The organism is Streptomyces sp. NPDC019224 (assembly GCF_040632605.1).
In the GTDB taxonomy this organism is placed as follows: Bacteria; Actinomycetota; Actinomycetes; order Streptomycetales; family Streptomycetaceae; genus Streptomyces.
The window spans coordinates 88,574-110,358 of record NZ_JBEYCF010000016.1 but is presented as its reverse complement, the minus strand read 5'-3'; the positions used below and the strand labels follow the sequence as shown (position 1 = coordinate 110,358).

Here is a 21,785-nt window from a genome sequence, read left to right as displayed (position 1 = left end):
CTTCGGGGTCAGCGCGCCGGGTCCAGCAGCACTTTCATGAGGTCGCTCCCCCGGTCGAGCTCCTCGAAGGCGTCCTGGGCCGCGGCCAGTGGCGCCGGTTCCGCTGTGATCAGGGGGCGTACGTCGAGCGCGCCGCCGGCCACGGCACCAGCCGCGGCGCGGAAGTCGCCGGGGGTGTACAGGGAGGAGCCCTTGACCCGGATCTCCTTGAGCACCAGCGGGTTCAGCCCGGCGCGCACCGTGTCCCCGAACATCGGCAGCACGACGACGGTGCCGCGCGGGCGGCAGAGGGAGAGCGCCTCGTCCATGCAGCCCGGGTGTCCGGAGGCGACGACGACGGCGTCGAAGGCGCCGGCCCGTCCTTCTCCCGCCACCGCTCCGTAGCGGGCGTCCAGGGTGCGGCAGCCGGTGGCCTGGGCGGCCAGGCCGAGTGCCCGGGGGCGCACGTCGGTGACGAGGACGTCCTCGGCGCCGTGCAGGCGGGCGACCGCCGCGGTCAGGTGGCCGATGGTGCCCGCGCCCAGCACCGCGAGGCGGGTCCCGAACCGCACGCCCGCCGTCCCTGCCGTGTGCCAGGCCACCGCCGCGGGCTCGATCAGCGCGCCCTGCGCGTACGACAGCGCACCGGGCAGCGGCACGAGTGCGCGCCGCGGCAGCACGACGTACTGGGCGAGCAGCCCGGGGAGGCCCGCGCCGGGCAGCCGCCGGTACGCGCACAGGTGCGACAGCCCTCTCTCGCAGTGTCCGCACCGCCCGCAGGACGTCATGGGGAGCACGGCGACCTTGGTGCCCTGCGCAATCGTGCCGTCAGCGGCCTTGGCCACCCGGCCCGCGCCTTCGTGGCCCAGAACCACCGGTGGCTTCCGGAACGGATGGCGGCCGCGGAAGGCCGCGGTGTCGCTGCCGCACAGGCCCACCGCCCGCATCTCGACCAGGGCCTCCCCCTCACCGAATGGCGGAACCTCGGACTCCACGATCTCGATCCCGCCGGCCCGCTTCAGCACGGCACTGCGCATCAGCCCTCCGCCCACTCCCTCACCCCTTCCTCTCGGTTGCTGGCATGCCACCTTGAGAGGGGCGAACGTCCGGAACCGTAGAACCCCTGAAAGGTGGCGTCAACACCCTCCACCTCCCCAACACCTGCTCATGTGCAGCGCTTTCGCGACTCTTGACGCACTTGACTGGCGCGCTTAGCGTCTTTCCCCGACGCGCGCACCACTGATTCATCGGACTCAGAGACGGCGTGAAAACGATGACTGGCATACCAGCAACCCTGCTCCTGGAAGAACGGGCCGAGCTGGCCATGAACGCCGTGGTGGGGCTGGCCGACCCCGATCTCGGCGGCATCCCCTTCTTCGGTGCCGACCTGACCGCCGAGCCGGCCGCGCTGCGGCACGGCGACTGGGACTACGGCTCCAGCCATGGCCGGCTCACCGACGCCTGTGTGCTCGCCCGGCAGATGAGCGGCGTCTCGTCGTGGAGCGACATCGAGGCGGTGTACAGGAAGACACTGCTCGCCCTGATCGGCGACGACGGGCTCACCCGGCGGCGCAGCCATCCGCGCGGCCACTGGGAGCCGAACGCGAACATGATCGACCAGCGCGCCACCCTGCTCGCGCTCACCACCTGGTACCAGGAGAGCGGCGACGAGGAGGCCGCGGCCGCGGCCGACCGGCTGGTGGCGGCACTGCACCGGATCGCGGTCAAGGAACGCGACGTCTGGTACTACCCGGCGTCCGAGTACACCGACCGCGGCTGGCCTTCGGCCAACGCGGTACAACTCCATCTCGCCCCGGATCCGGCGTCGTTCTGCGGGCGGCTCATCATGCCGCTGCTGCGCTGGCACAGGCTGACCGGCAACGAGCAGGCCTGGGAACTGTGCGGGTGGTTCGCCCGGCTGATCACCGAACACAGCGGGGTGTTCCTTGCCGACGGCTCGTTCAACTCGGCGCTCGCCTACCGCAGCGGGCACTTCCACACCCGGCTCGGCACCCTGGACGGCCTGGCGCGGTACGCGGTGGACTCGGGCGACCACGCCCTGACCGAGTTCGTGCGCCGCTCCTTCGACTGGGCGCTCGGCCTGTGCACCGCCTTCGGGTGGACACCGGGCGACCTGGCCGGCCAGCGCTACGAGCACGAGACCTGCTCGCTGGTGGACCTGATCGCCATCGCGGGCACCCTGGCCGGCGCGGGCCACCACCGTTACTGGGGCGTGCTGGAGCGTTTCCTGCGAGGCCATCTGACCTCCGCTCAGCTCCTGGACGTCTCCTGGGTCCGCTCGGCACCCGACCGCACGCTGGACGAGCCGGGGTGGGTCACCCACCACCGGGTCGGCGAGCGGCTGCGCGGCGCGTTCGCCGGGTACGGCGCGCCCAACGACTACGTCAGCGACAGCGTCCTCGGCCGGGGCCACACCGCGGACGTACAGGCCTGCTGCGTCGGATCCGGCGTCCGCGGCCTGTTCACCGGCTGGTCGCTCGCCGTCACCGGCGACGAGCGACTGGTCCGCGTCAACCTGCTGCTCAACCGCGGCAGCCGGTTCGTCCATGTGCTCAGCCACCTCCCGCACACCGGGAGGGTGGACCTCGACGTCCGCGAGGACTGCCGCGAACTGCGGTTGCGCGTCCCCGCCTGGGCGGGCTACGCGCAGGTGCGGGTGGTACGCACCGCGCCCGATGGGAGCGAGCGCACCCTGCACGGGCACGAACCCGGTCTGTGGGCCTGTGACGGATCGCTCTCCGTGCGCGAGCCCCGCGCGGGCGAGCGCGTCACCGTCACCTTTCCCCTGCCCGAGAACGTCACCGACGAGACCGCCGCCGGACGTGTCTACCGCACGCGCTGGCGCGGTGACGACGTCATCGGCATCGCCCCGGAAGGAATCACCCGACCCATGTATCCGAACCGCACCCCCTCGCCGCAGGCCCCCCTGCGCGAGCACACGCTGCACGTTCCCGCGAAGGAGTGGTCCTGGTGAAGACTCCCGACCGCAGGACCTTCCTCGCCACGGCGGGTCTCGCCGCCGCCGGAATGGCGGCCGGCACCTCCGCCGCGCATGCGGACGGGTCCACAGTGCCCGGGGCGCAGCGCCGGGCCGCCCGCATTCTCGCCAAGATCCACGACCCGCGCTTCCCGGAGCGGCGGGTGTCGATCGCCGACCACGGAGCCGTCGGGGGCGGCGTGCACGACTGCACGGACGCCATCCGGGACGCCATCGAGACATGTGCGCGGGCCGGCGGCGGCCACGTCGTGGTGCCGCCCGGCGAGTGGCTGACAGGAGCGATCCACCTCCAAGACCGGATCGACCTCCACGTGGAGGAGGGGGCCACCCTGCGGTTCCGGCAGGAGCCGGAGGCGTATCTCCCGGCCGTCTACACGCGGTACGAAGGCGTCGAGTGCTTCAACTACTCGCCGCTGGTGTACGCCTTCGAGTGCCGCACGGTGGCGGTCACCGGGCGGGGCACCCTGGACGGGCAGGCCGACTGGACGCACTGGTGGGACTGGACCAAGGGAGTGGACGGGGGCCCTTCGCCGCAGAACCCCGACATCAAGCAGTTGCTGGCGATGGGAGACGCGGGCACCCCCGTCGCGGAACGCGTCTTCGGCGCGGGGCACTTCCTGCGGCCCAACATGATCCAGTTCTACCGCTGCCAGGACGTCCTCGTCGAAGGCGTCACGGTGAGCAACTCGCCGATGTGGAACATCCACCCGGTGCTGTCCACCAACGTCACCGTGCGCGGTGTCACCGTGGACAGCCCGGTGGGGCCGAACAACGACGGGGTGGACCCCGAGTCGTGCTCGTACGTCCTCATCCAGGACTGCCTCTTCGACACCGGTGACGACTGCATCGCCTTCAAGGCCGGCAAGAACGCCGACGGCCGGCGGGTGGGTGTGCCGATGGAGCACGCCCTGGTGGAGCGCTGCGAGATGCGTGACGGGCACGGCGGCGTCACCCTGGGCAGCGAGAACTCCGGCGGCATCTCCGACATCGTCGCCCGGCACTGCGTGATGGACAGCCCGCGCCTGGACCGGGCGATCCGCCTCAAGTCGAATCCGCTGCGCGGCGGTTACCTGCGCGACGTGCTGTGCCACGACATCACCGTCGGCGAGGTCGGGGATGCGGTCGTGGAGATCGCGCTGGACTACGAACGGGTGGAGACCGGTGATTTCTACCCGGATGTGCGGCGGATCGAGATCCACCGGGTCACCACCACCGCGGGACCGCGCGCCTGGACCTTCATCGGCAACGAAGCCAACCCGATCCACGACGTCCTGCTGAGCGACTGCGCCTTCAACGGCATGACCGGTCCGAACGAGCAGCGCAACATCGAGGGCCTGGTGCTCCGCGACGTCACCATCAACGGTCAGGAGGCGTCGCCTTGACCGGCCCGCAGACGAGAACTCCGGCGGACCCTCCGGTCGCGGACCCGTGGGCCGAGGCGGACGCTGTGGCGGCCCGGGTGGTGCCGCCGCGGTTCCCCGGCCGCGACTTCCCGGTGACCGCGTACGGCGCAGCCGGCGACGGGCGGACCGACTGCACCCACGCGATCAGGCAGGCCGTCACCGCCTGCCACTCGGCGGGCGGCGGGCGGGTCACCGTCCCGCCCGGGGTCTTCCTCACGGGTCCGGTGCGACTGCGCAGCCAGGTGGAGCTGCATCTGGAGGAGGGTGCCACGCTGCGCTTCGTCCAGGACCCGGCCCGCTACCTGCCGCCCGTGCTCACCCGGTTCCAGGGCGTCGAGTGCTACGGCTACGCGCCGTTCATCCATGCCCATGACGCGCGGGACATCGCGGTCACCGGTTCCGGAGTGCTGGACGGCCAGGCCGACGAGGAGCACTGGTGGCCCTGGGCCGGGCAGGAGGAGTTCGGCTGGCGGCCGGGCATGCCGCACCAGGAGCAGGACTGGCCCGATCTGTGGCGGCAGGCCGAGGACAACGACCCGATCGAACAGCGCGTGTACGCCGACGGACGGTACTTCCGCCCCGACTTCATCGAGTTCCGGCGGTGTCACGGCGTGCTGATCGAGGGGGTGACGATCATCCGCTCACCCATGTGGGAGATCCACCCGGTGCTGTGCACCAACGTCACCGTCCAGGATGTGGTGATCGACAGCATCGGCCCCAACAACGACGGCATCGACCCCGAGTCCTGCCGGGACGTGGTGATCCGGCGCTGCGACATCACGGCCGGCGACGACTGCATCGCCATCAAGTCGGGGCGCGAGGCCGACGGCCGACGGGTCGCCACGCCGAGCGAGAACATCGTGATCGAGGACTGCGTGCTGCGTCACCGCTACGGAGCGATCACCCTGGGCAGTGACATGACCGGGGGCATCCGCAACGTGTACGTACGGCGTTGCCGCATCGGCGGCCCGGGCCTGTACTTCGGCCTGTACATCAAGACCAACTCGGTGCGCGGCGGCTTCGCGGAGAACGTCCATCTGACGGACCTGACGGTCACCCACCTGACCAAGGAGTTCATCACCTGCGACTTCGACCGGGGCGAGGGTGACACGGGTGCCTACCCGCCCCGGGTGGAGAACGTCAGCGTCAGCCGGGCGACGGTCGGCCGGGCCCGCCGGGGCGTGCTCGCCCGGGGTTACGCCCACGCGCCGATCCGGGAACTGCTCCTGGAGGACGTGAGGTTCGAGGAACTGGCGGAGGAGGACATCGTCACGCACGTGTCCGGATACACGAGGGAGAAGGTGACCGGTGGCCGTGACGGAGGGTGAGGCACGCCCAGGGCGGTTCGATCACTGCCCATGGGAGTTCTGGAGCAGGAGCGACGCCGAGGAGCGTGCCGCGCAGCTCGCCCACCAGGAGGCGCTCGCGGAGCGGCTGCGCGCGGACGGCGGTACGGCCGAGTTCGGCGACCGGGTGTTCGTGTCCCCATGGGCGGGGGTCCACACCGATTCCCTGCGGATGGGCGACCGATCGTACGTCGGCGCGCACGCGGTCGTCACCGACGAGGTGTCGATGGGCCGCAACTGCACGCTCAACCCGTTCTCCACGGCCCGGGGCAAGGTGCTGATGGGGGACGGGGTGCGGGTGGGGGCGCACACCTCGCTGCTGGGGTTCAACCACGGCTTCGCCCCGGGCGCGCCGGTCCACAAGCAGCCCCTGACCTCGAAGGGGATCGTCCTGGGCGACGACGTGTGGATCGGTTCCCACGTGGTGGTCGTGGACGGGGTGACCATCGGCGACCACTGCGTCGTCGGGGCGGGGGCGGTGGTCACCAAGGATCTGCCGGCCTGGTCGGTGGCGGCGGGCAGCCCCGCCCGGCGGCTGCGGGACCGGCGGGACACCGCGCCGGGTCCGGGCCCTTCCTCCGCCCGGCCGTCGGCGGGCGCTCTCGACGGACGGCTCGAGGCGTTCGCGCGGCGGGCCCGGGAGCAGGCGGCAGGGGTGCTGGACCGCTGCCGTACGGAGGGTGTGCCGGCCGACCGGCCGGGGGCGGTGCCCACGGTGCGCGCCGGCTGCGACGCGGTGGAGATCGCGGACCTGCTGCTGGGCGGTCCGCCGCCCGGTGAGGACCGCGACGCGCTGGTTGAGCGGTTGCGGGCGCTCCAGGACCCGGTGACGGGACTGGTACCGGAGATCGGTGGTCCCGCCCCGACGCTGGACGACCACGCGGCGATGTATCACATCCTCTGTGTCGGCTACGCGCTCGGCCTGCTCGGCTCGCGCTTCGCGCACCCGGTACGGGCCGTCACCGAACTGCCGGCCGAGCGGCTGATGGAGCGCCTGGACGCGCTGCCGTGGCGGACCGAGGCGTGGCGCAGCGGGAACTGGGTGGACGGGGTGGGGACGGCGCTGCACTTCGCCTCCCTGGACGGCTCCCCCGGCGCGTCGCCGCAGGCCGAGGCGTTGTTCGGCTGGCTGCTGACGCGGGCCGACCCACGGCACGGCCTGTGGGGCGAACCGGATGCCAGGGAGGGCTGGCGACAGCCGGTCAACGGCTTCTACCGGGTCTCGCGCGGGTCCTTCGCGCAGTTCGGGCTGCCGGTTCCGTATCCGGAGCGGGTGGTGGACACGGTGCTGGCGCACAGCCTCGATCCGGCGTGGTTCGGTCCGGACCGGGGTACGGCGTGCGACGTCCTGGACGTGGTCCATCCGCTGTGGCTCTGTGCCCGGCGCACCGGGCACCGGGCCGGTGAGGGCCGGGACTGGGCGCGGGGGCAGTTGGAGCGGGTGCTGACCAGGTGGCAGGACGGCGCCGGGTTCTCCTTCGCCCTGGAGCCCGGGGAGAGCAAGGACCGTGTCCCCGGACTCCAGGGCACCGAGATGTGGCTCGCGGTGACCTGGCTGCTCGCCGACCTGCTCGGGGTCGGCGAGGCGCTCGGCTACCGCCCGCGGGGCGTCCACCGGCCCGAGCCGGCGCCCGGCGGCGCCGGCTGAGGGGACCGGCCGGACCGCATGCGCAGCACCTGGGACAACACCTGGGCCGTCACCCAGGAGGGGTTCCAGGTGTTGCTGCTTCCGCGGTCCTGCCAGTTGGTGGGGAAGAAGCCCTCGGCCTGCTCTCCCGGGTCGTCGAAGCCCCACTCCCCGGGCCGGGTGCAGATGCCCTGGCCGAGGGCGTTCAGGATGAGTTCGCCGAGCTCGCGGTAGACCGGCCGGTCCACGAGGTCGCCCAGCCGGGCGAGTTCGTACGCCGGGAAGAACACGTCGATGTGGTGGTTCTGGACGCTGACACCGGGCCAGCCGGTGGTCGAGAAGCCGTGTCCGAAGGGCGTGTCCCACTGGTAGACCCAGGTGAGGAGCCAGTCGGCGGCCTCCTGGGCGCGGTCGGCCCACCGCTGATCGCCGGTGAGCCGCAGCAGCTCGTAGGCGCACAGGAAGTAGGCCATGCCTCCTTCCTTGTCCTCGCAGGCGGCGTCGAGCGTGGCGCGGGCGAAGGGGGTGGTGTAGTCGTCGGCGAAGCGCCGGTGGTACTCCTCCACGAGAGCCCCGGCGTCCCGGAGCAGATGCGGCTCGCCGGTGACGCGGTACGTCTTGAGCATCGCGAGGACACACGGCAGCCCGGCCGTCCCGGCGAAGGAGGTCAGGGGCGTGCCGTCGGTGAGCCAGCCGAAGGGCGGCGTCCCGTCGCCGCAGGCCGCCGCGACGCCCGCGGTGAGCGTCCGCACCCACGTGTCGGGGACGTCGAGGCCGTGCCGGCGGAACAGCCGCACGATGTCGGCGAGATCGCAGAGGTTGTCACCGAAGGCCCGCGCCGAGACGTACGGGCCCTCCTCCCCCTCGAACCCGGTCCAGAGGCGCTCACCGGTGGCGTAGAAGCTGAGGTGCAGTCCGGGCGCGCCGGGGACCGCGCTGCCGGCCAGATGGAACTCCACGGCCTTGCGGCAGCGTTCGACGCGTCGGGGTTCGTCGTTCTCGATGCCCAGACGGGCGTCGCACCAGGCGAGCCGGAGGCTCTGGCCCGTCCATCCGTACATGAACCCGGCCCGGTGGCCGGGGCCGGTGAACTTGAGGTAGCCGGCGGCGTCGCCGTCGTCGTACCAGCGCCGGTCGAGGGCCTCGGTCTTGAGGCGGACCAGTGCGTCCTGGGAGAGCGGGTTCGCGCCGCGCGGCCGGTACAGGGCCAGACCGCGGTGGACGAGGGTGCGGAAGCCGTGTCCCGGCCGACTGGTGCGGCCCCAGTCGAGGGCGTGGTGGGCGTGGTGTTCCTCGCCCGGGGCCAGGTCGCGGTAACCCGCCGTGCACGGGGCGGTGCGGGCCTTGTGGACGTAGGCGACGTCGGGCTCTCCGTTGAGGAGCAGGGCGCCGCTCACGCCGAGCAGGGTGACCCCCCGGGGCCGGTGGATCGCGCCGAGGGAGCCCGGGCCCGGCCGGACGGCGAAGAGAGTGGCATACCGGTCCTGACCGTCGCTCCCCCACTCGGCGTGTGCGCAGGGGACGGGCAGCCGGTGGTCCTCGACGACGAGTCCGCCGGTGTCCACCGCCAGGCGCGGGACGACTCGGCCGGGGTCGGCCGAGGGGTTGCCGCGGTAGAGGACCTGGGGCAGCGTGACCGCTTCCGGCCGCCGGGCGGGGAGCGGCAGGGCAATGCCCAGGACAAGGTCCCGGCAGGGGGTGCCACCGTTCCAGCGCCAGGTGGTACGGAGGTGCAGCAGGTCGTCCTCGAAGGCCAGGGAGAGCCGAGCCTCCAGCTCGGGCGGGTCCGCGAGGGTGCAGTGGATCTCCAGCCGGTCCCCGGCGGACCGGGCCTCGAAGGATCCGACTCCGGGCCGGGTGGGGGCCCAGGGGCGGCCGGCGGAAGCGACGAGGAGGCCGTCCAGCGGGATGGCGAGCCGGCCCGGCTTCCCCTCGTCGTCGTGGCCGAGCACCAGTCGCGACGGGCTCCGTCCGTCGCCTTCGGTGAACTCGGCGTACCTGGCTCCGCTGCTGATCCTCAACATTAACAACTCCCTTTTCTGTAGGCACTGTTGACCGTTCGAACTGTCAGGTGAACCATGGTGGCATTCGCCTGGCATACCAGTGGCGTTCCTTGCCGGCCCCCTCGTCTGGCCCGTCGGCGATTCCCCCTAGAAGGAGAGGCACACGTATGACCCCGCACCCGCAGCAGAGTGAGCAGCAGCCGCCGAGCCGGCGGAAGTTCGTCGGCGGGGCCGCCGCCGCGGTCGGCGCCGCGACGCTCACCGGAGTCGGCATCGGCGCCTCCACTCCGGCCCAGGCCCGCGCCACCACCGCGCGGGTCACCACCTCCGCGTCCGGCGCCTCGTGCACCACCATCCCGAACAAGTACGGTGAGCCGTTCGAGGTCTGCGACGACGAGCTGTTCGTCTTCATGGCCAACTACAAGCCGTTCGAGTACCCCGGCTTCTTCGACACGGTCGTGGGCGACGCGATGCGCGCGGCCTTCCCCGGCCTCAAGATCAAGGCCGTGGCCTGGGACCAGCCGATCCGGTACGAGGACCTGGACAAGGCGGGCATCGTTCCCGACATCATCCTGGAGGACCCACGCCGGCGCATCGACCGCGATCTGGAACCACGCGGCTGGACCCGCGACCTCACCGACGACCTGCGGGCCACCGGCATCGACCTCGGCTCCCTCAACCCGGGCGCCGTCGCCCAGATCAGGGCCCGTTCGGACGGCGGCCTGTACGGGGTGCCGGTGTTCCTGGACGAATACATCCTGTTCCACAACAAGAAGGTCTTCGACAAGAAGGGTCTGAGGCCCCCGGCCAACGGCGTCACCTACGACGAGGCCTTCCGCCTCGCCAAGAAGCTGACCTTCGAGCAGGACCTGGTCGCGTACAAGGGGTACCTCCAGCATCCGGACCAGTACCTGGAGCTCAACCAGCTCGGCCTGTATCCATTCGTGCCCGGGCAGGGCGGCACGCCCGCGCCCGAGGACGTGAAGGTGAACATCACCTCGGAGGGCTGGCAGCGGCTCGGCAGCAACCTGGAGCGCTTCCTGCTCCACCCGCACAACATCTTCACGACGGTGGACGACTACCTCACCACCGGCAGCGTGGCGATGGCGGTGGACAACCTCCGCAAGCTTCCCGCGTACGCGGGAAGCTCGCTGTACCTGGAGGAGGACGACGCGGACGAGTGGCGTGAGCTGGCCAAGAAGATCGACCTGGGCATCACGTCCGTGCCGGTGCTCGGCAGCGGCGACAACGCCGGCTACCAGCCCAACACCATCGCCGCGTTCCTGCCGCCGCAGTCCTCCAAGAAGGCCCAGGCACTCCAGGTCCTGAAGTGGCTGGTGTCCCAGGAGGGCCAGACCGAGCTGTCCCGGCACGCCCTGAAGCCCGCGCTGCGCTCGGGCGCCGTCGAGGCCGCCTTCGGCACCGCGATCCCCGAGTTGGACAGGATCGACACCTCGGCTGTCTTCTGGAGTGACAACGCCGTCGTGCGGGACTACGAGAACACGGAGTTCTGGGACCTGCCCCTGTACATGGTGTTCCGGCAGCACGTCCTGCGGGACGGTCTGAAGGTCTCCTCGGCGCTGGAGATCACCGAGAAGACCGACATCCCCGCCTACATCAAGTCCCAGGTGGCGGCCGGCTTCGACTGGTGAGTCACCGCCTGCGGAGCCGTATCGCGAGGTACGGCTCCGCAGGCAGTTCGACCGTCACCCGGTCGCCGCCGGCGTCGTCGAGCGCCCGCACCGACATGTTCCAGGTGTCCAGGACCTCCACGCTCCAGGTGCCGCCGGGCAGCGAGAAGGAACGCCTGGGGTAGCGGTGCGGTCCGAGATACTGCAGGACGTACTCGCCGGGCGCCTCCAAGGTCGAGGCGTCGTACGTCTCGGGAGTGTGGCCGAGGGCCGCCGGGGCCGTGCCGAGCACATCCCCGAGGAAGGCGACCCGCTCCACGGCGGTGCCGCTCAGCCGCCCGCCGCCGTCGCTCCAGGCGTCCTCGCCCCACGCCTCGGCGTGCCCGCCGTAGCCTCCGCGGCACACCGCCTCCCAGAGGCGGCAGAGCAGTTCCGTTCCGGGCAGGGCACGCTCCGGATCCTTTGGGTCGTCGCCCTCGGCACCGCAGTCGTCGACGAGGACCGGCTTGCACAGATCCCGCACCAGGCCCGACACGGCCCGCGTCTGCGGGTGCGCGACCGAGGCGTGCGTGATCCACGGGGCGCCGAAGTCGGTCCCGGGCGGGCCGTGCACGGTGAGCGGATGGTGTCCGTGGTCGTGCTCCTGCACATCGGTCTGCGCCTCGTGGTCGGGGGGCGCGCACCACCAGACGTTGGACCGGCCCGCCAGCCGGGCGACGGTCCGGGGAATGTCCCGGCCGTCCAGCATCACCTCCGCCTGCAGGCCGAGTGCGCCGAGCGCCGCGACCTGGTGATCGAGGACGTCCAGCGGGAGGGCGTGGTCGAGCAGCCGCACCTTGGTGAACGGGGCTTCCTTCAGGGCCCGCAGGGTCTTCTCGTCGGCCTGCGGGACGCTGGTGGTCAAGGGATGGAAGGGGGTGCCGTCCTCGTGCCGGAAGCGGGTTCCGTGTACGCGCACGGGCCCGTGGTCCGTGCGCGGAGCCGCAGAGTGCGTTGTCATGTCGCCTTCCGGATACGCAGGGCCAGGTCCGGCCGGTGGTCCGTCGGAACGCGGACCGTGCCGTGGTGCGGCCCGCCGGGCAGCGGACTCACCGTCATGTTCCAGGTGTCGATCAGGTCCAGGACCCGGGGGACACCGTCGTCGGGCAGTTCCACGTCGTGATGGCGGTGCAGCCGGTCGCCGAAGTACCAAAACCGCGCGTCGGGCGACTCCTCCCACAGCCGGCGCTGGAACGCGATGCGTGCCGGGATCTCGCCGTGCAGTCGGCCACCCCGGGAGATCCACGCCCAGCCGTCCGGATCCTGCTCGGGAAAGCACTCGCCGTGTCCGACATAGGCGCCCGCGGCCATACCGTGCCAGAACTGACGCAGCAGCACCCGGCCCGAGAGGTTGCCCCAGCGGCGTCCGAGCACCCCCTCGTAGCCGATCTCGTCGATCACCACCGGCTTTCGCACCCGGTGCAGCCACTCGGGGGCCTCCCGGGCGTCCCAGTGCTGGATGGACTGGTGGGTGGTCCAGGCGTGGCGGAAGTCGTAGATCTGCTCGTACTCGTACATCCGGGTGCCGTTGTGGATGGACCGCAGGTGCTGGTACGGGTCGTGGCGCTGGACGTACTGGCCGATGCGGGTCCAGTCCTCGACGGTCTTGGCCTTGTTGAAGTCGTACTCGTTGGCGACCGACCACCAGACGTTGCGGTAGGCGGCGAGGCGGGCGACGACGTACCGGACGAGGAACAGGTCCTCCTCGGGGCTCATGTCGTCGACACCCCAGTGCCCCTTGTCGTACGGGTGCAGGATGATGACGTCGGCCTCCACGCCCAGCTCCAGCAGGTCGCGCACCCGTGCTTCGAAGTGGGCGAAGAACGCCGGGTCGAAACGGGACCTGTCCAGCTCGCCGGGCCGGGGCCGGCCCGGCCCGAGGCCGGGGAAGACCAGCCGGGGCGGTGCCATGTCGAGCGTCGGCAGCAGGCACATGCGGACCTTGTTGAAGGGGGACGCGGCGAGGGTGCGCAGTGTCTCCTCCTCCGCCTTGAGGTCCTCGTCGTGGGTCCAGTGGTAGCAGGTGGTGCCGAACGGCAGGTACCGGGTGCCGTCGGCGTATCGGAAGGCCCTCGGGCCCGCGATCCGGACCGGGCCGTGGTTGCCCGGGCCGGCCGGGGTGCAGGTGAAGCCGCCCGCGGTGCCGTCGAGGGCCGGGGTGCCGGAGCGCGTGGTGTACGTCCAGGGGCCCTCCCTGTCCGGCATGAACCGGACGCGGTAGACGCCGTCTCCGTCGTAGAAGCCGTCGACGGGCACCACCCGGTGGCCGTGGCGGAACTCCGCGCCGAACTCGACGTCGCAAAAGGGGTTCCCGTCGGCCGGGCCGTCGAGCGTCAGCTCGAAGGTGCCCCAGCGCTCCACCGTGGTGGCGGTGGTCATGAGTGTCCTTCCCTGACCCAGTCCTCGGAGACGGTGACGTGCTTGATCGTCCTGCGGAGGTAGGAGTAGGCGATGTGCAGCAGTCCGTCGCGGCGGCTCTGCATGACGCAGGGGTAGGAGTAGCCGAACTCGCCGGCCTCCCAGTACTCGTCGTCGGCGCACTGGAGGTCGCGGCGCACCGGCCAGGTGCGGCCGTCGTCGTCGGAGAGGGCCACCGTGAGCGGGGTGCGCAGCGCCTTCCGGCGGCGGCCCTCACCCTCACCGACCCAGCGGAACTCGCCGCGTTCCAGGCTCGCGTGGTTGTAGACCAGTGCCAGGGCGCCGCTGTCGAGCCGGGTGACCTGGACGCCGGAGTTGTTGTTGGGCAGTTCGGTCGGCACCGCCCTGCTCCAGGTGCGTCCGGAGTCGGTGGACACGGTGGCGTGGATGCGGTCGGCGGCGCGGCTGCGCAGCAGGCCGAGCAGCGAACCGTCGACGCGCCGGACGACGCTCATCTGGACCAGGTGGTCGCTCCCCTCGACGTCGTACTCCTTCCAGGAGGCGCCCTCGTCCTCGCTGATCAGGACGGTGCTGTGCTCCCCCTCGGCGCGGCAGCGGTAGGCGGGCAGCAGCAGGCTTCCGTCACCGGGGTCGAGCGGCGGGTTGCGTACGAAGACGCCCGGTCCCTCGTGGGCGATGTGCGGGGGGTCCCAGGTGCGGCCGCCGTCGTGCGAGGTGCGGGCGACCAGGTGCGCGGTCTTCTGGTCGTGCGGCTCGTTGGACGGGTGGAACAGCCACACGGTGCCGTCCGGCCGCTGGTCGAGCACCGGGTTCTGCTCGGAGCGGTCCGGGTCGGCGGACATGGCCATGGCCGCGGTCCAGCGGTCGCCGCCGAGCGGCAGCCGGGACAGCACCACATTGGTGTCGCGGTCGCCCTCGTCGGGGCCGTTGAACCAGGCGCAGAGCAGGTCGCCGTCGTCGAGTTCGAGGAGGCTCGCGGAGTGGCTGTCGCCCGGGTGCGGGGCGGGCAGCAGCGCCTCCCGCACACCGGGATCGCCCGGCCGGGGCCGCAGCACGCCATCGAATCTCGGGTCGTGCGCCGCCCCCCTCCCCTGTTCGGTTCCCGTCATGCCCGGCATCCCTTCAGTTCCAGTTCTTCGGCGAAGTGGCAGGCCGATGTCCTGCCGGGTGCGATCTCCCGCAGCGCCGGCACCTCCGTGCGGCAGCGGTCGCGCGCGTAGAAGCAGCGCGGGTGGAACGGGCAGCCCTGCGGCACGTTCGAGGCGTCGGCCACCTCACCGCGCAGCACCACGCGCTCCCGGCGGCGCGCCCCCGGGTCGGGTTCGGGCACCGCGGACAGCAGGGCCTCGGTGTAGGGGTGCAGGGGCTGCCCGTACAGCTCGTCGGTCGCCCCCGTCTCCACGACCTTGCCCACGTACATCACAGCGATCTCGTCGGCCATGTACTCCACGACGCCCAGGTCGTGGGAGATGAACAGGTACGTCAGGTCGGACTCGTCCTGGAGGTCCTTCAGCAGGTTGAGGATCTGCGCCCGCACCGACACGTCGAGCGCGCTGACGGCCTCGTCCGCCACGACCATGCGCGGGGCGAGGGCGAGGGCACGGGCGATGCCGACGCGCTGGCGCTGGCCGCCGCTGAAGGCGTTGGGGTAGCGCCGCAGGTACTCGGGGCGCAGCCCGACGCGGCGCAGGAGCTCGGCGACCCGTTCCTCGGTCTCGGCGGTGCCGAGGCCGAGGTTGACGCGCAGGGGCTCGCCGATGATCTGGAGCAGGGTCATGCGGGGGTTGAGGGAGGCGAACGGGTCCTGGAAGACCAGCCGGATCTCGCTGCGGTACGGCTTGAGGGCCCGCTCGTCGAGCTTGGCCAGGTCGATCACCGTGCCGTCGGTGCGACGGTAGGAGATCTCGCCCGAGGTGGGTTCGAAGACCCGCATCAGGCAGCGGCCCAGGGTGCTCTTGCCGCAGCCCGACTCCCCCACCAGGGCCACCGTGCGGCCTGCCGGGACGGTCAGGTCCACTCCGTCGACCGCGCGTACCCGGCCGACGGCGCGGCCCAGCAGCCCTCGCCGGATGGGGAAGTGTTTGGTGAGGCCGTGGGTCCGCAGCAGCGGGGCGGTCTCGGTGGCCGTGGCCGGGGCCGTGGCTTCGGAGGGCGGTGCCGTCATGGTGTGGTCTCCTCGTGCTCCTCGTGCTCCTCGTACAGCAGGCAGCTCACCGCGCCCGGACGGTCCCGGTCCCGCTGCGGCTCCGGGACCCTCACGTCGCAACGGCCGGCCATGAACTCGTCGCAGCGCGGGTGGAAGGGGCATCCTGAGGGCCGCCGGTAGGAATGGGGCACCATGCCCCGTACCGGCCGGAGTCGTTCACGCGATCCGGACCCGAGCCTGGGCACCGAGCGCAGCAACGCTCTGGTGTACGGATGGCGCGGCGCCCGGAACACGTCCTCGACGCGCCCCTCCTCGACGACGGTGCCCAGGTACATCACGGCGACGCGGTCGGCCATCTGGGCGGCGACCCCGAGGTCGTGGGTGATCAGCATGACCGCCATCGCGGTCTCCTCCTGGAGGCCGCGCAGCAGGTCGAGGATCTGGGCCTGGGTGGTGACGTCGAGCGCGGTCGTCGGCTCGTCGGCGATGAGCAGCTGCGGACCGCAGGAGAGCGCCATGGCGATCATGACGCGCTGCAGCATGCCGCCGCTCATCTGGAACGGGTACTCGTCGACGCGCCGTGCGGGTGCGGGGATGCCGACGCGGCCGAGGAGTTCGACGGCGCGGGCACGGGCCTCGGCCTTGGTGACACGCTCGTGGAGCCGGATCGCCTCGCCGATCTGGTTGCCGATCGTGTGCATGGGGCTCATCGAGGACATCGGTTCCTGGAAGACCATGGCGACCCGCTTGCCCCGCACCTCCCGGACGGTCTCGGGGGCGGCGCTCACCATGTCGGCCGTGCCGTCGTCGGTGCGCACCCGGATCTGCCCGCCGGTGATCCTTCCGGGCCGGTCCACGAGACGCAGCACGGAGCGTGCCATGACGCTCTTTCCGCAGCCCGACTCCCCCACCACGGCGAGGACTTCACCCCGGGCGATGGCGAGGTCGACGCCGCTGACGGCCTGCACGATGCCGTCATCGAGTTCGAACTGCGTGTGCAGACCCTCGATTTCGAGAATGTTCTGCCGCGGTGGCGTCTGCCGACGCTCCCGCGATGCCTCTGTCGTCGGCATCACGCCCCCTTACTGTTTGTACGGGTCCGCGGAGTCCCGCAGCCCGTCACCGACGAAGTTCATGGCGAGCACGGTCACGAAGACCGCGACGCCGGGTATCAGCAGCCACGGAGCCGTCTCCAGCGTCCGCACGTTCTGGGCCTCCTGGAGCAGGACGCCCCAGCTCACGGCGGGCGACTGGAGGCCCAGCCCGAGGAAGCTCATGGCTGTCTCGCCGAGGATCATCGCCGGGACCGCCATGGTGAGCGAGGCGATGACATGGCTGGACATCGACGGGACCATGTGCCGGAAGATGATCCGGATGCGGCCGCAGCCGTCCAGCCGCGCAGCCGTCACGAAGTCCTCCTCGCGCAGCGAGAGGAACCGTCCGCGCACGACGCGGGCGAGGCCCGTCCAGCCGAGGACGGACAGGATGGTGGTGATGGCGAAGTACCGCATCATGGGCCCCCAGTCGGCCGGCACGGCGGCGGAGAGCGAGAGCCACAGGGGCAGGGTGGGGATCGCCATCAGGAACTCGATGACGCGCTGGATGAGAGTGTCGGGGGCGCCTCCGTAGTAGCCGGAGATGCCGCCGAACAGCAGGCCGAGCAGGAAGCTCACCGCGACCCCGATGAGGCCGATGGAGAGCGAGACCCGCGAGCCCTGGATGATCAGGGACAGCAGGTCACGGCCCTGCCGGTCGCTGCCCAGCAGGAAGACCTTGTCCTTGGCGTGGGCCGCGCCGAAGAGATGGCGGTCCCAGGGGATGATCCCCCACATCTCGTAGGAGTCCCCGCGCGGGAGGAACCTCAGGGGGACGCGCAGGTCGGGGTCGAGGGTGTGGATCTGCTCGAAGGTCTCGGGGTCCCGCTCGGTGCGGTAGCCGTTGACATACATCTGCAGTCCGTCGGACCAGCTCAGGTCGACCTTGACCATCTGGGGCGGGGCATAGGTGAGCGTGGAGTCGCTGGTGCTGGAGGAGGTGGGCGCGAGGAACTCGGCGAAGACGACCACGACATACGCGAGGAGTACGACCACGGCGCCCGCCACGGCCAGCTTGTGCTTGCGGAACTTGCGCCACACGAGCCGCCAGGGAGAGCTCCTGGCGGCCGCGGCGTCGAATTCGAGCTCCGGGTCCGCCTCGGCCGGCGGTGCGGCCGGCTTGTGGTTCCTGGTCAGCACGGCGGCTCACCCTCCCTCGTAGCGGTGCCGGATTCTGGGGTCCCACCAGGCGAGGGCGAGGTCGCTGATCAGAGTCCCGATGACGGTGAGCGTGGACAGGATCAGGATGAAGCTGCCCACGAGGTACATGTCCTGGTTCTCCACCCCGCTCAGCAGGAGCGGTCCGGTGGTGGGCAGGCTCATGACGATGGAGATGATGGTCTCGCCGCTGATGAGGCCCGGCAGCAGCCATCCGACGGTGGAGAAGAACGGGCTCATGGACATCCGGACCGGATACTTGAGCAGCAGTTTCCATTCGGGCATCCCGCGGGCGCGCGCCGCGACGACGTACGGTTTGTACAGCTCGTCCAGGAGGTTGGCGCGCGTGATGCGGATCAGGCCGGCGGTACCGGACAGCCCGATGATGACGATGGGGAGCCACAGGTGGGCACCCAGGTCGAGCACCTTGCCCAGGTTCCAGGCGGCGTCCTGGTACTCGGGGGAGAACAGGCCGCCGGGGCTCGTCCCGAAGAACCGCATGCCGGCCCACATGAAGACGAGGGCGAGCAGGAACTCGGGCACGGCCATGCCGAAGAAGCCGAAGAACGTGGCCAGGTAGTCGCCGGCCGAGTACTGGCGCACCGCGGAGAATATCCCGATCGGGAAGGCGATGGCCCAGACGAACAGCAGGGTGGAGACGGAGAGGAAGAAGGAGAGTCCGACGCGGTCCCAGATGAGGTCGGATACCGGGCGGCTGTTCCAGGCGAACGCCTGCCCGAAGTCCCCGTGGAAGACGATGTTGGAGATCCACTTCCAGTACTGGGCGAGAAAGGACTGGTCCAGGCCGTAGCGGGAACGCAGGGCGGACAGCTGGGAGGCGCTCATCATCTCGCCGCGGCTCTCCGCCTCGGCCTGGAGAGTCGAGACGTAGTCACCGGGCGGCAGGCTGATGATGAAGAAGGAGGCCAGGGAGACCGCCCACAGGGTGACGACCATCCACATGACACGGCGGGAGAGGAACGAGAGCATGGGTGTCCCCCGTCCGGGTCAGGCCTTGCCGGAGAAGAAGTAGGTCGCGGGATTGCTCGGCCCGGGGGCCTGGTGCGCCACCGCCGCGCTGAACTCCTTGGGCACGTTGAACATGTTGTTGCGGACGATGCCGTACTCCGACGGCGGGGTGGAGATCCCGATGTAGTAGAACTCCTCCTGGGTGATCGCCAGGATCTTCTTGGCCAGGTCCAGCGCCTCGTCGGCGTCGAAGGTGCCCCGCAGCTTGTCGTTGAGTTCGAGCTGCTCGCGTATGCGGGCCGGCGGCTTCTCGCCCGACTTGCCCTCGCTGGTGTACCACTCGGCCCACTTGCCGCCGAAGCGGGAGGAGCCGCGGGGGTTGGTCGGCAGGTAGTAGTGGTTGCCGCCGGAGCCGGTGCGCAGGTCGAACGAGCCGCCCTGCCAGGTCGCGGCCTCGGATTCGCCGGCCTCGACGCGCTCCCAGTACAGGGTCTCGGCGAGCCGCTGGATGTTGGCCTTGACGCCGACCTTCGCCCAGTCGCCGCGGATCAGGTCGCAGGCGTCCACCTGGTCCGGCTGGTCGGAGACGACCAGCACGGTGAAGGCGACCGGGTCGCCGTCCTTGGTGAGGCGGATGCCGTCGCCGTTGCGGCGGGTGAAGCCGGCCTTGTCGAGGTACTCGGCGGCACGGTCGACGCTGTACTCGGTGTACTGGCTGCCGAGTTGCTTGTTGTAGAGCTCGTCGCCCTCCGCGGGTCCGCACTGCCAGGGGACGCCCTGGCCGCCGTAAATGGTGTCGATGATCTTCTTCCGGTCGATGGCGTACGACAGGCCGATCCGGAAGTCCTTGTTGGCGAAGAGCTTGCGCTTCTTGGGGTCGGAGTGGGTCTGGTTGAACCCGATGATCATCGTGTTGGCGAGGGCCGACTTCACCTCGATCAGGCGGTAGGCACCCTTCTTCCGGTTGCGGGAGATCACCGGCTTGTTGCGGATCGTCCCGAAGTGGGTGAGCTGCATGTCGAGGTCGCCGTTGGTGACCTTGAGCACCTCGACCTCGACGTCCTGGATGTTCTCCACGACGACCTTGTCGATGTACGGGAGCTGGCTCCCGTCCGGGTCGACCTTCCAGTAGTACGGGTTGCGCTCGGCGACCAGGCTGCTGCCCTTGCCCACCTCGTTCTTGGACACCCAGGCGTTGAGGGAGGGAAGTCGAGGGTTGGCCCAGCAGTCGGCGCGCAGCGGAAGGTAGTCGGCCCAACTGCTCAGGCCGGCCTTCTTCGCGAGCGCGTCCGCGGTCTTTCCGTACTTGGGGTGGAACTGCTTCATGTAGTGGGCCGGCAGCAGCATGACGATGCCGGAGGTGCCCGCCATCTCCTCCAGGAAGCCGGGCTTGGGCTCCTCGTACACGTAACGGACGGTGTGGTCGTCGACCACCTCGAACGTCGCGTTCTTCCCGGACTTCGACATCCACAGGTCGTAGACGCCGCCCGGGTGGAGGTCCGGGTCGACGTTGTAGTCGTGGAAGGCGAAGGCGAAGTCGTCCGTGGTCACCGGCCGGCCGTCGGACCACTTCAGGCCCTTGCGCAGGGTGAAGACGAACTCCGCGCCGCCCCGCTTGACCTCGTACTTCTCGCAGACGTTCGGAAGGAGCTCCGTCTTCGTCATGCCCTGCCAGGTGGGGCCCCAGGCGACGAGCGGCTCGTAACCCATGCTGTAGTGCAGCCACATCACGTCTTCCTGCGTGATCATGGCCGAGTGCCAGGTGCCGCCGTAGGTGCCGGACTTCTCCAGCGGGGTCACCTTCATCGGGGCGGCCGGAAGCCGGTCGGCGACCTTGGGCAGTTTCCCCGCGTCCGCGAGCTTCTTCAGCGCGGGTGCTTCCTTGCCCTTGACACCGGTCGCCGCTCCCGCGCCGTCCGGCTCGGTGTCGAAGAACCCGCAGCCGGACAGCGAGGCGGCCACCAACAGGCCACCGCCCGCCCGCAGGAGCGAACGCCGGTCGGGGGATGGCGTGCGGTCAGTCATCAGGTCCACGCTCCTTTGCGTGTACGTGCCGCCTCTTCCAGCTCGCGGACCCTGGGGACGACGGTCGCGGCCAGCCGGCCCCGCTCCTCGTCGTCCAGGCGTGCCAGCGGCTCGGCGGCGTGGGCTTCGTCGATGCGGCCGAGGGCCGCCAGGACGAACTTGAAGGTTGCGACGAGCGCGGCGAGCGTCGGTTCGCGGCGGGCCTCGCGCATGGAATCGAGCAGGTCCTCCAGCTGTTCCTGGAGGCTCCGGGCGTGTTGCCAGTCCCCGGCACGGGCGGACTCGTAGAGGTCGACCAGCAGACGGGGGGTGACGTTGGCGAGCGAGGTGGTGGCGCCTGCCACCCCCGCGAAGAGCGAGACGTCGGTCAGACTGCTCCCGCCGGCGAAACAGCGCACCTCCACCCCCTGCCGTGCGCCGCGGCGCAGCAGCTGCCGCAGCCAGCTCATGTCGCCCGCACTGTCCTTGATGCCGCAGAGCACGCCCTCGCGGGTGAGTTCGAGGACGCAGTCGACGGTCAGGGCGGACCGGGTGAGCTGGGGCATGTGGTATGCGAGGACGGGGATGCCCACGGCGTCGGCGACAGCGCGGTAGTGGTCGCGGAGCTCCTCCTTGCCGTATCCGGCGAAGTACGGGGCGATGACGGCGATCTCGTCGGCTCCGGCGGCCATGGCGGAGCGTGCGTGACGTACCGTCACAGCGGTTGCCGCGTCGCCCACATGGGCGATGACCGGTACCCGGCCGCCCGCCACCTCCGCGGCGACGGCCACGGCGAGCGCCCGCTCGTCGTGGTCCAGGGCGTGGAACTCGCCCGTGGTTCCGTTGATCCACAGTCCGTGGATCCCGGCCTCGATCAGTCCGGTCAGGTGGCGTTCCAGTGACTTCCGCGCAAGGCACCCCTTCTCGTCCATGGGCAGAACGGTGGGAGCGATGATCCCGTGGAGCTCATGTGTCGGCATCGATTCCT

General features: G+C 70.7%; 16 protein-coding genes. 5 read left to right on the top strand and 11 right to left on the bottom strand.

Translation table 11 applies throughout. The annotated features are described in order from the left end of the window. Positions 1-8 precede the first annotated feature (8 nt). Positions 9-1,016, bottom strand: a complete 1,008-nt coding sequence (locus ABZ564_RS13430) for an alcohol dehydrogenase catalytic domain-containing protein (RefSeq protein ID WP_360854459.1) — start codon at positions 1,014-1,016, stop codon at positions 9-11. Between the two features lie 236 nt (positions 1,017-1,252). Here ABZ564_RS13430 and ABZ564_RS13425 point away from each other — a divergent pair, with 236 nt between their 5' ends. The 4 genes from ABZ564_RS13425 to ABZ564_RS13410 are packed head-to-tail and all read left to right on the top strand — an operon-like array spanning position 1,253 to position 7,395. Then, positions 1,253-2,974, top strand: coding sequence for a hypothetical protein (locus ABZ564_RS13425; protein WP_360854456.1), 1,722 nt, complete (start codon positions 1,253-1,255; stop codon positions 2,972-2,974). Then, positions 2,971-4,380 (top strand): glycoside hydrolase family 28 protein, encoded by a 1,410-nt coding sequence (locus ABZ564_RS13420; protein WP_360854453.1) that lies wholly within the window; start codon positions 2,971-2,973, stop codon positions 4,378-4,380. The genes ABZ564_RS13425 and ABZ564_RS13420 overlap by 4 nt, the downstream gene beginning before the upstream one ends. Continuing rightward, a complete protein-coding gene (locus ABZ564_RS13415; RefSeq protein ID WP_360854450.1) occupies positions 4,377-5,729 on the top strand; it encodes a glycoside hydrolase family 28 protein in 1,353 nt (450 codons plus the stop codon). Before ABZ564_RS13420 ends, ABZ564_RS13415 begins: the two co-directional genes overlap by 4 nt. Beyond that, positions 5,716-7,395, top strand: coding sequence for an acyltransferase (locus ABZ564_RS13410; protein ID WP_360854447.1), 1,680 nt, complete (start codon positions 5,716-5,718; stop codon positions 7,393-7,395). The genes ABZ564_RS13415 and ABZ564_RS13410 overlap by 14 nt, the downstream gene beginning before the upstream one ends. On the opposite strand, the gene ABZ564_RS13405 is transcribed toward ABZ564_RS13410, so the two are convergent. Continuing rightward, complete coding sequence (locus ABZ564_RS13405) at positions 7,341-9,398, bottom strand: hypothetical protein (RefSeq protein WP_360854444.1); 2,058 nt, start codon at positions 9,396-9,398, stop codon at positions 7,341-7,343. The two genes, ABZ564_RS13410 and ABZ564_RS13405, sit on opposite strands and share 55 nt — an antisense overlap. A 146-nt stretch (positions 9,399-9,544) precedes the next feature. Here ABZ564_RS13405 and ABZ564_RS13400 point away from each other — a divergent pair, with 146 nt between their 5' ends. Further along, positions 9,545-11,029: an extracellular solute-binding protein gene (locus ABZ564_RS13400; RefSeq protein ID WP_360854441.1), complete on the top strand. Its 1,485-nt coding sequence runs from the start codon at positions 9,545-9,547 to the stop codon at positions 11,027-11,029. Position 11,030: 1 nt separating this feature from the next. Here ABZ564_RS13400 and ABZ564_RS13395 read toward each other — a convergent pair whose 3' ends face one another. From ABZ564_RS13395 to ABZ564_RS13355, 9 genes are read right to left on the bottom strand one after another with little or no spacing between them, the layout of a single operon-like run. Next, positions 11,031-11,966 carry a DUF5605 domain-containing protein gene (locus ABZ564_RS13395; protein ID WP_360854439.1) on the bottom strand — a complete coding sequence of 312 codons (936 nt, stop codon included), beginning with the start codon at positions 11,964-11,966 and terminating at the stop codon, positions 11,031-11,033. A 38-nt stretch (positions 11,967-12,004) separates the two neighbouring features. Further along, positions 12,005-13,426: a DUF5060 domain-containing protein gene (locus tag ABZ564_RS13390; protein WP_360854436.1), complete on the bottom strand. Its 1,422-nt coding sequence runs from the start codon at positions 13,424-13,426 to the stop codon at positions 12,005-12,007. Beyond that, on the bottom strand, positions 13,423-14,535 hold the full coding sequence (locus ABZ564_RS13385) for a sialidase family protein (protein WP_360854433.1): 1,113 nt from the start codon (positions 14,533-14,535) through the stop codon (positions 13,423-13,425). Before ABZ564_RS13385 ends, ABZ564_RS13390 begins: the two co-directional genes overlap by 4 nt. Then, entirely contained in the window at positions 14,532-15,590 is a 1,059-nt protein-coding gene (locus tag ABZ564_RS13380) for an oligopeptide/dipeptide ABC transporter ATP-binding protein (protein WP_360854430.1), read from the bottom strand. Before ABZ564_RS13380 ends, ABZ564_RS13385 begins: the two co-directional genes overlap by 4 nt. After that, positions 15,587-16,645 carry an ABC transporter ATP-binding protein gene (locus tag ABZ564_RS13375; protein ID WP_360854427.1) on the bottom strand — a complete coding sequence of 353 codons (1,059 nt, stop codon included), beginning with the start codon at positions 16,643-16,645 and terminating at the stop codon, positions 15,587-15,589. The genes ABZ564_RS13380 and ABZ564_RS13375 overlap by 4 nt, the downstream gene beginning before the upstream one ends. A 9-nt stretch (positions 16,646-16,654) precedes the next feature. Further along, complete coding sequence (locus ABZ564_RS13370) at positions 16,655-17,806, bottom strand: ABC transporter permease (RefSeq protein WP_360854424.1); 1,152 nt, start codon at positions 17,804-17,806, stop codon at positions 16,655-16,657. Between the two features lie 6 nt (positions 17,807-17,812). After that, positions 17,813-18,814 (bottom strand): ABC transporter permease, encoded by a 1,002-nt coding sequence (locus ABZ564_RS13365; RefSeq protein ID WP_360854419.1) that lies wholly within the window; start codon positions 18,812-18,814, stop codon positions 17,813-17,815. Between the two features lie 18 nt (positions 18,815-18,832). Continuing rightward, on the bottom strand, positions 18,833-20,818 hold the full coding sequence (locus ABZ564_RS13360) for an ABC transporter substrate-binding protein (RefSeq protein ID WP_360854416.1): 1,986 nt from the start codon (positions 20,816-20,818) through the stop codon (positions 18,833-18,835). Continuing rightward, positions 20,818-21,777: a dihydrodipicolinate synthase family protein gene (locus tag ABZ564_RS13355; protein ID WP_360854413.1), complete on the bottom strand. Its 960-nt coding sequence runs from the start codon at positions 21,775-21,777 to the stop codon at positions 20,818-20,820. The genes ABZ564_RS13360 and ABZ564_RS13355 overlap by 1 nt, the downstream gene beginning before the upstream one ends. Positions 21,778-21,785: the final 8 nt, after the last annotated feature.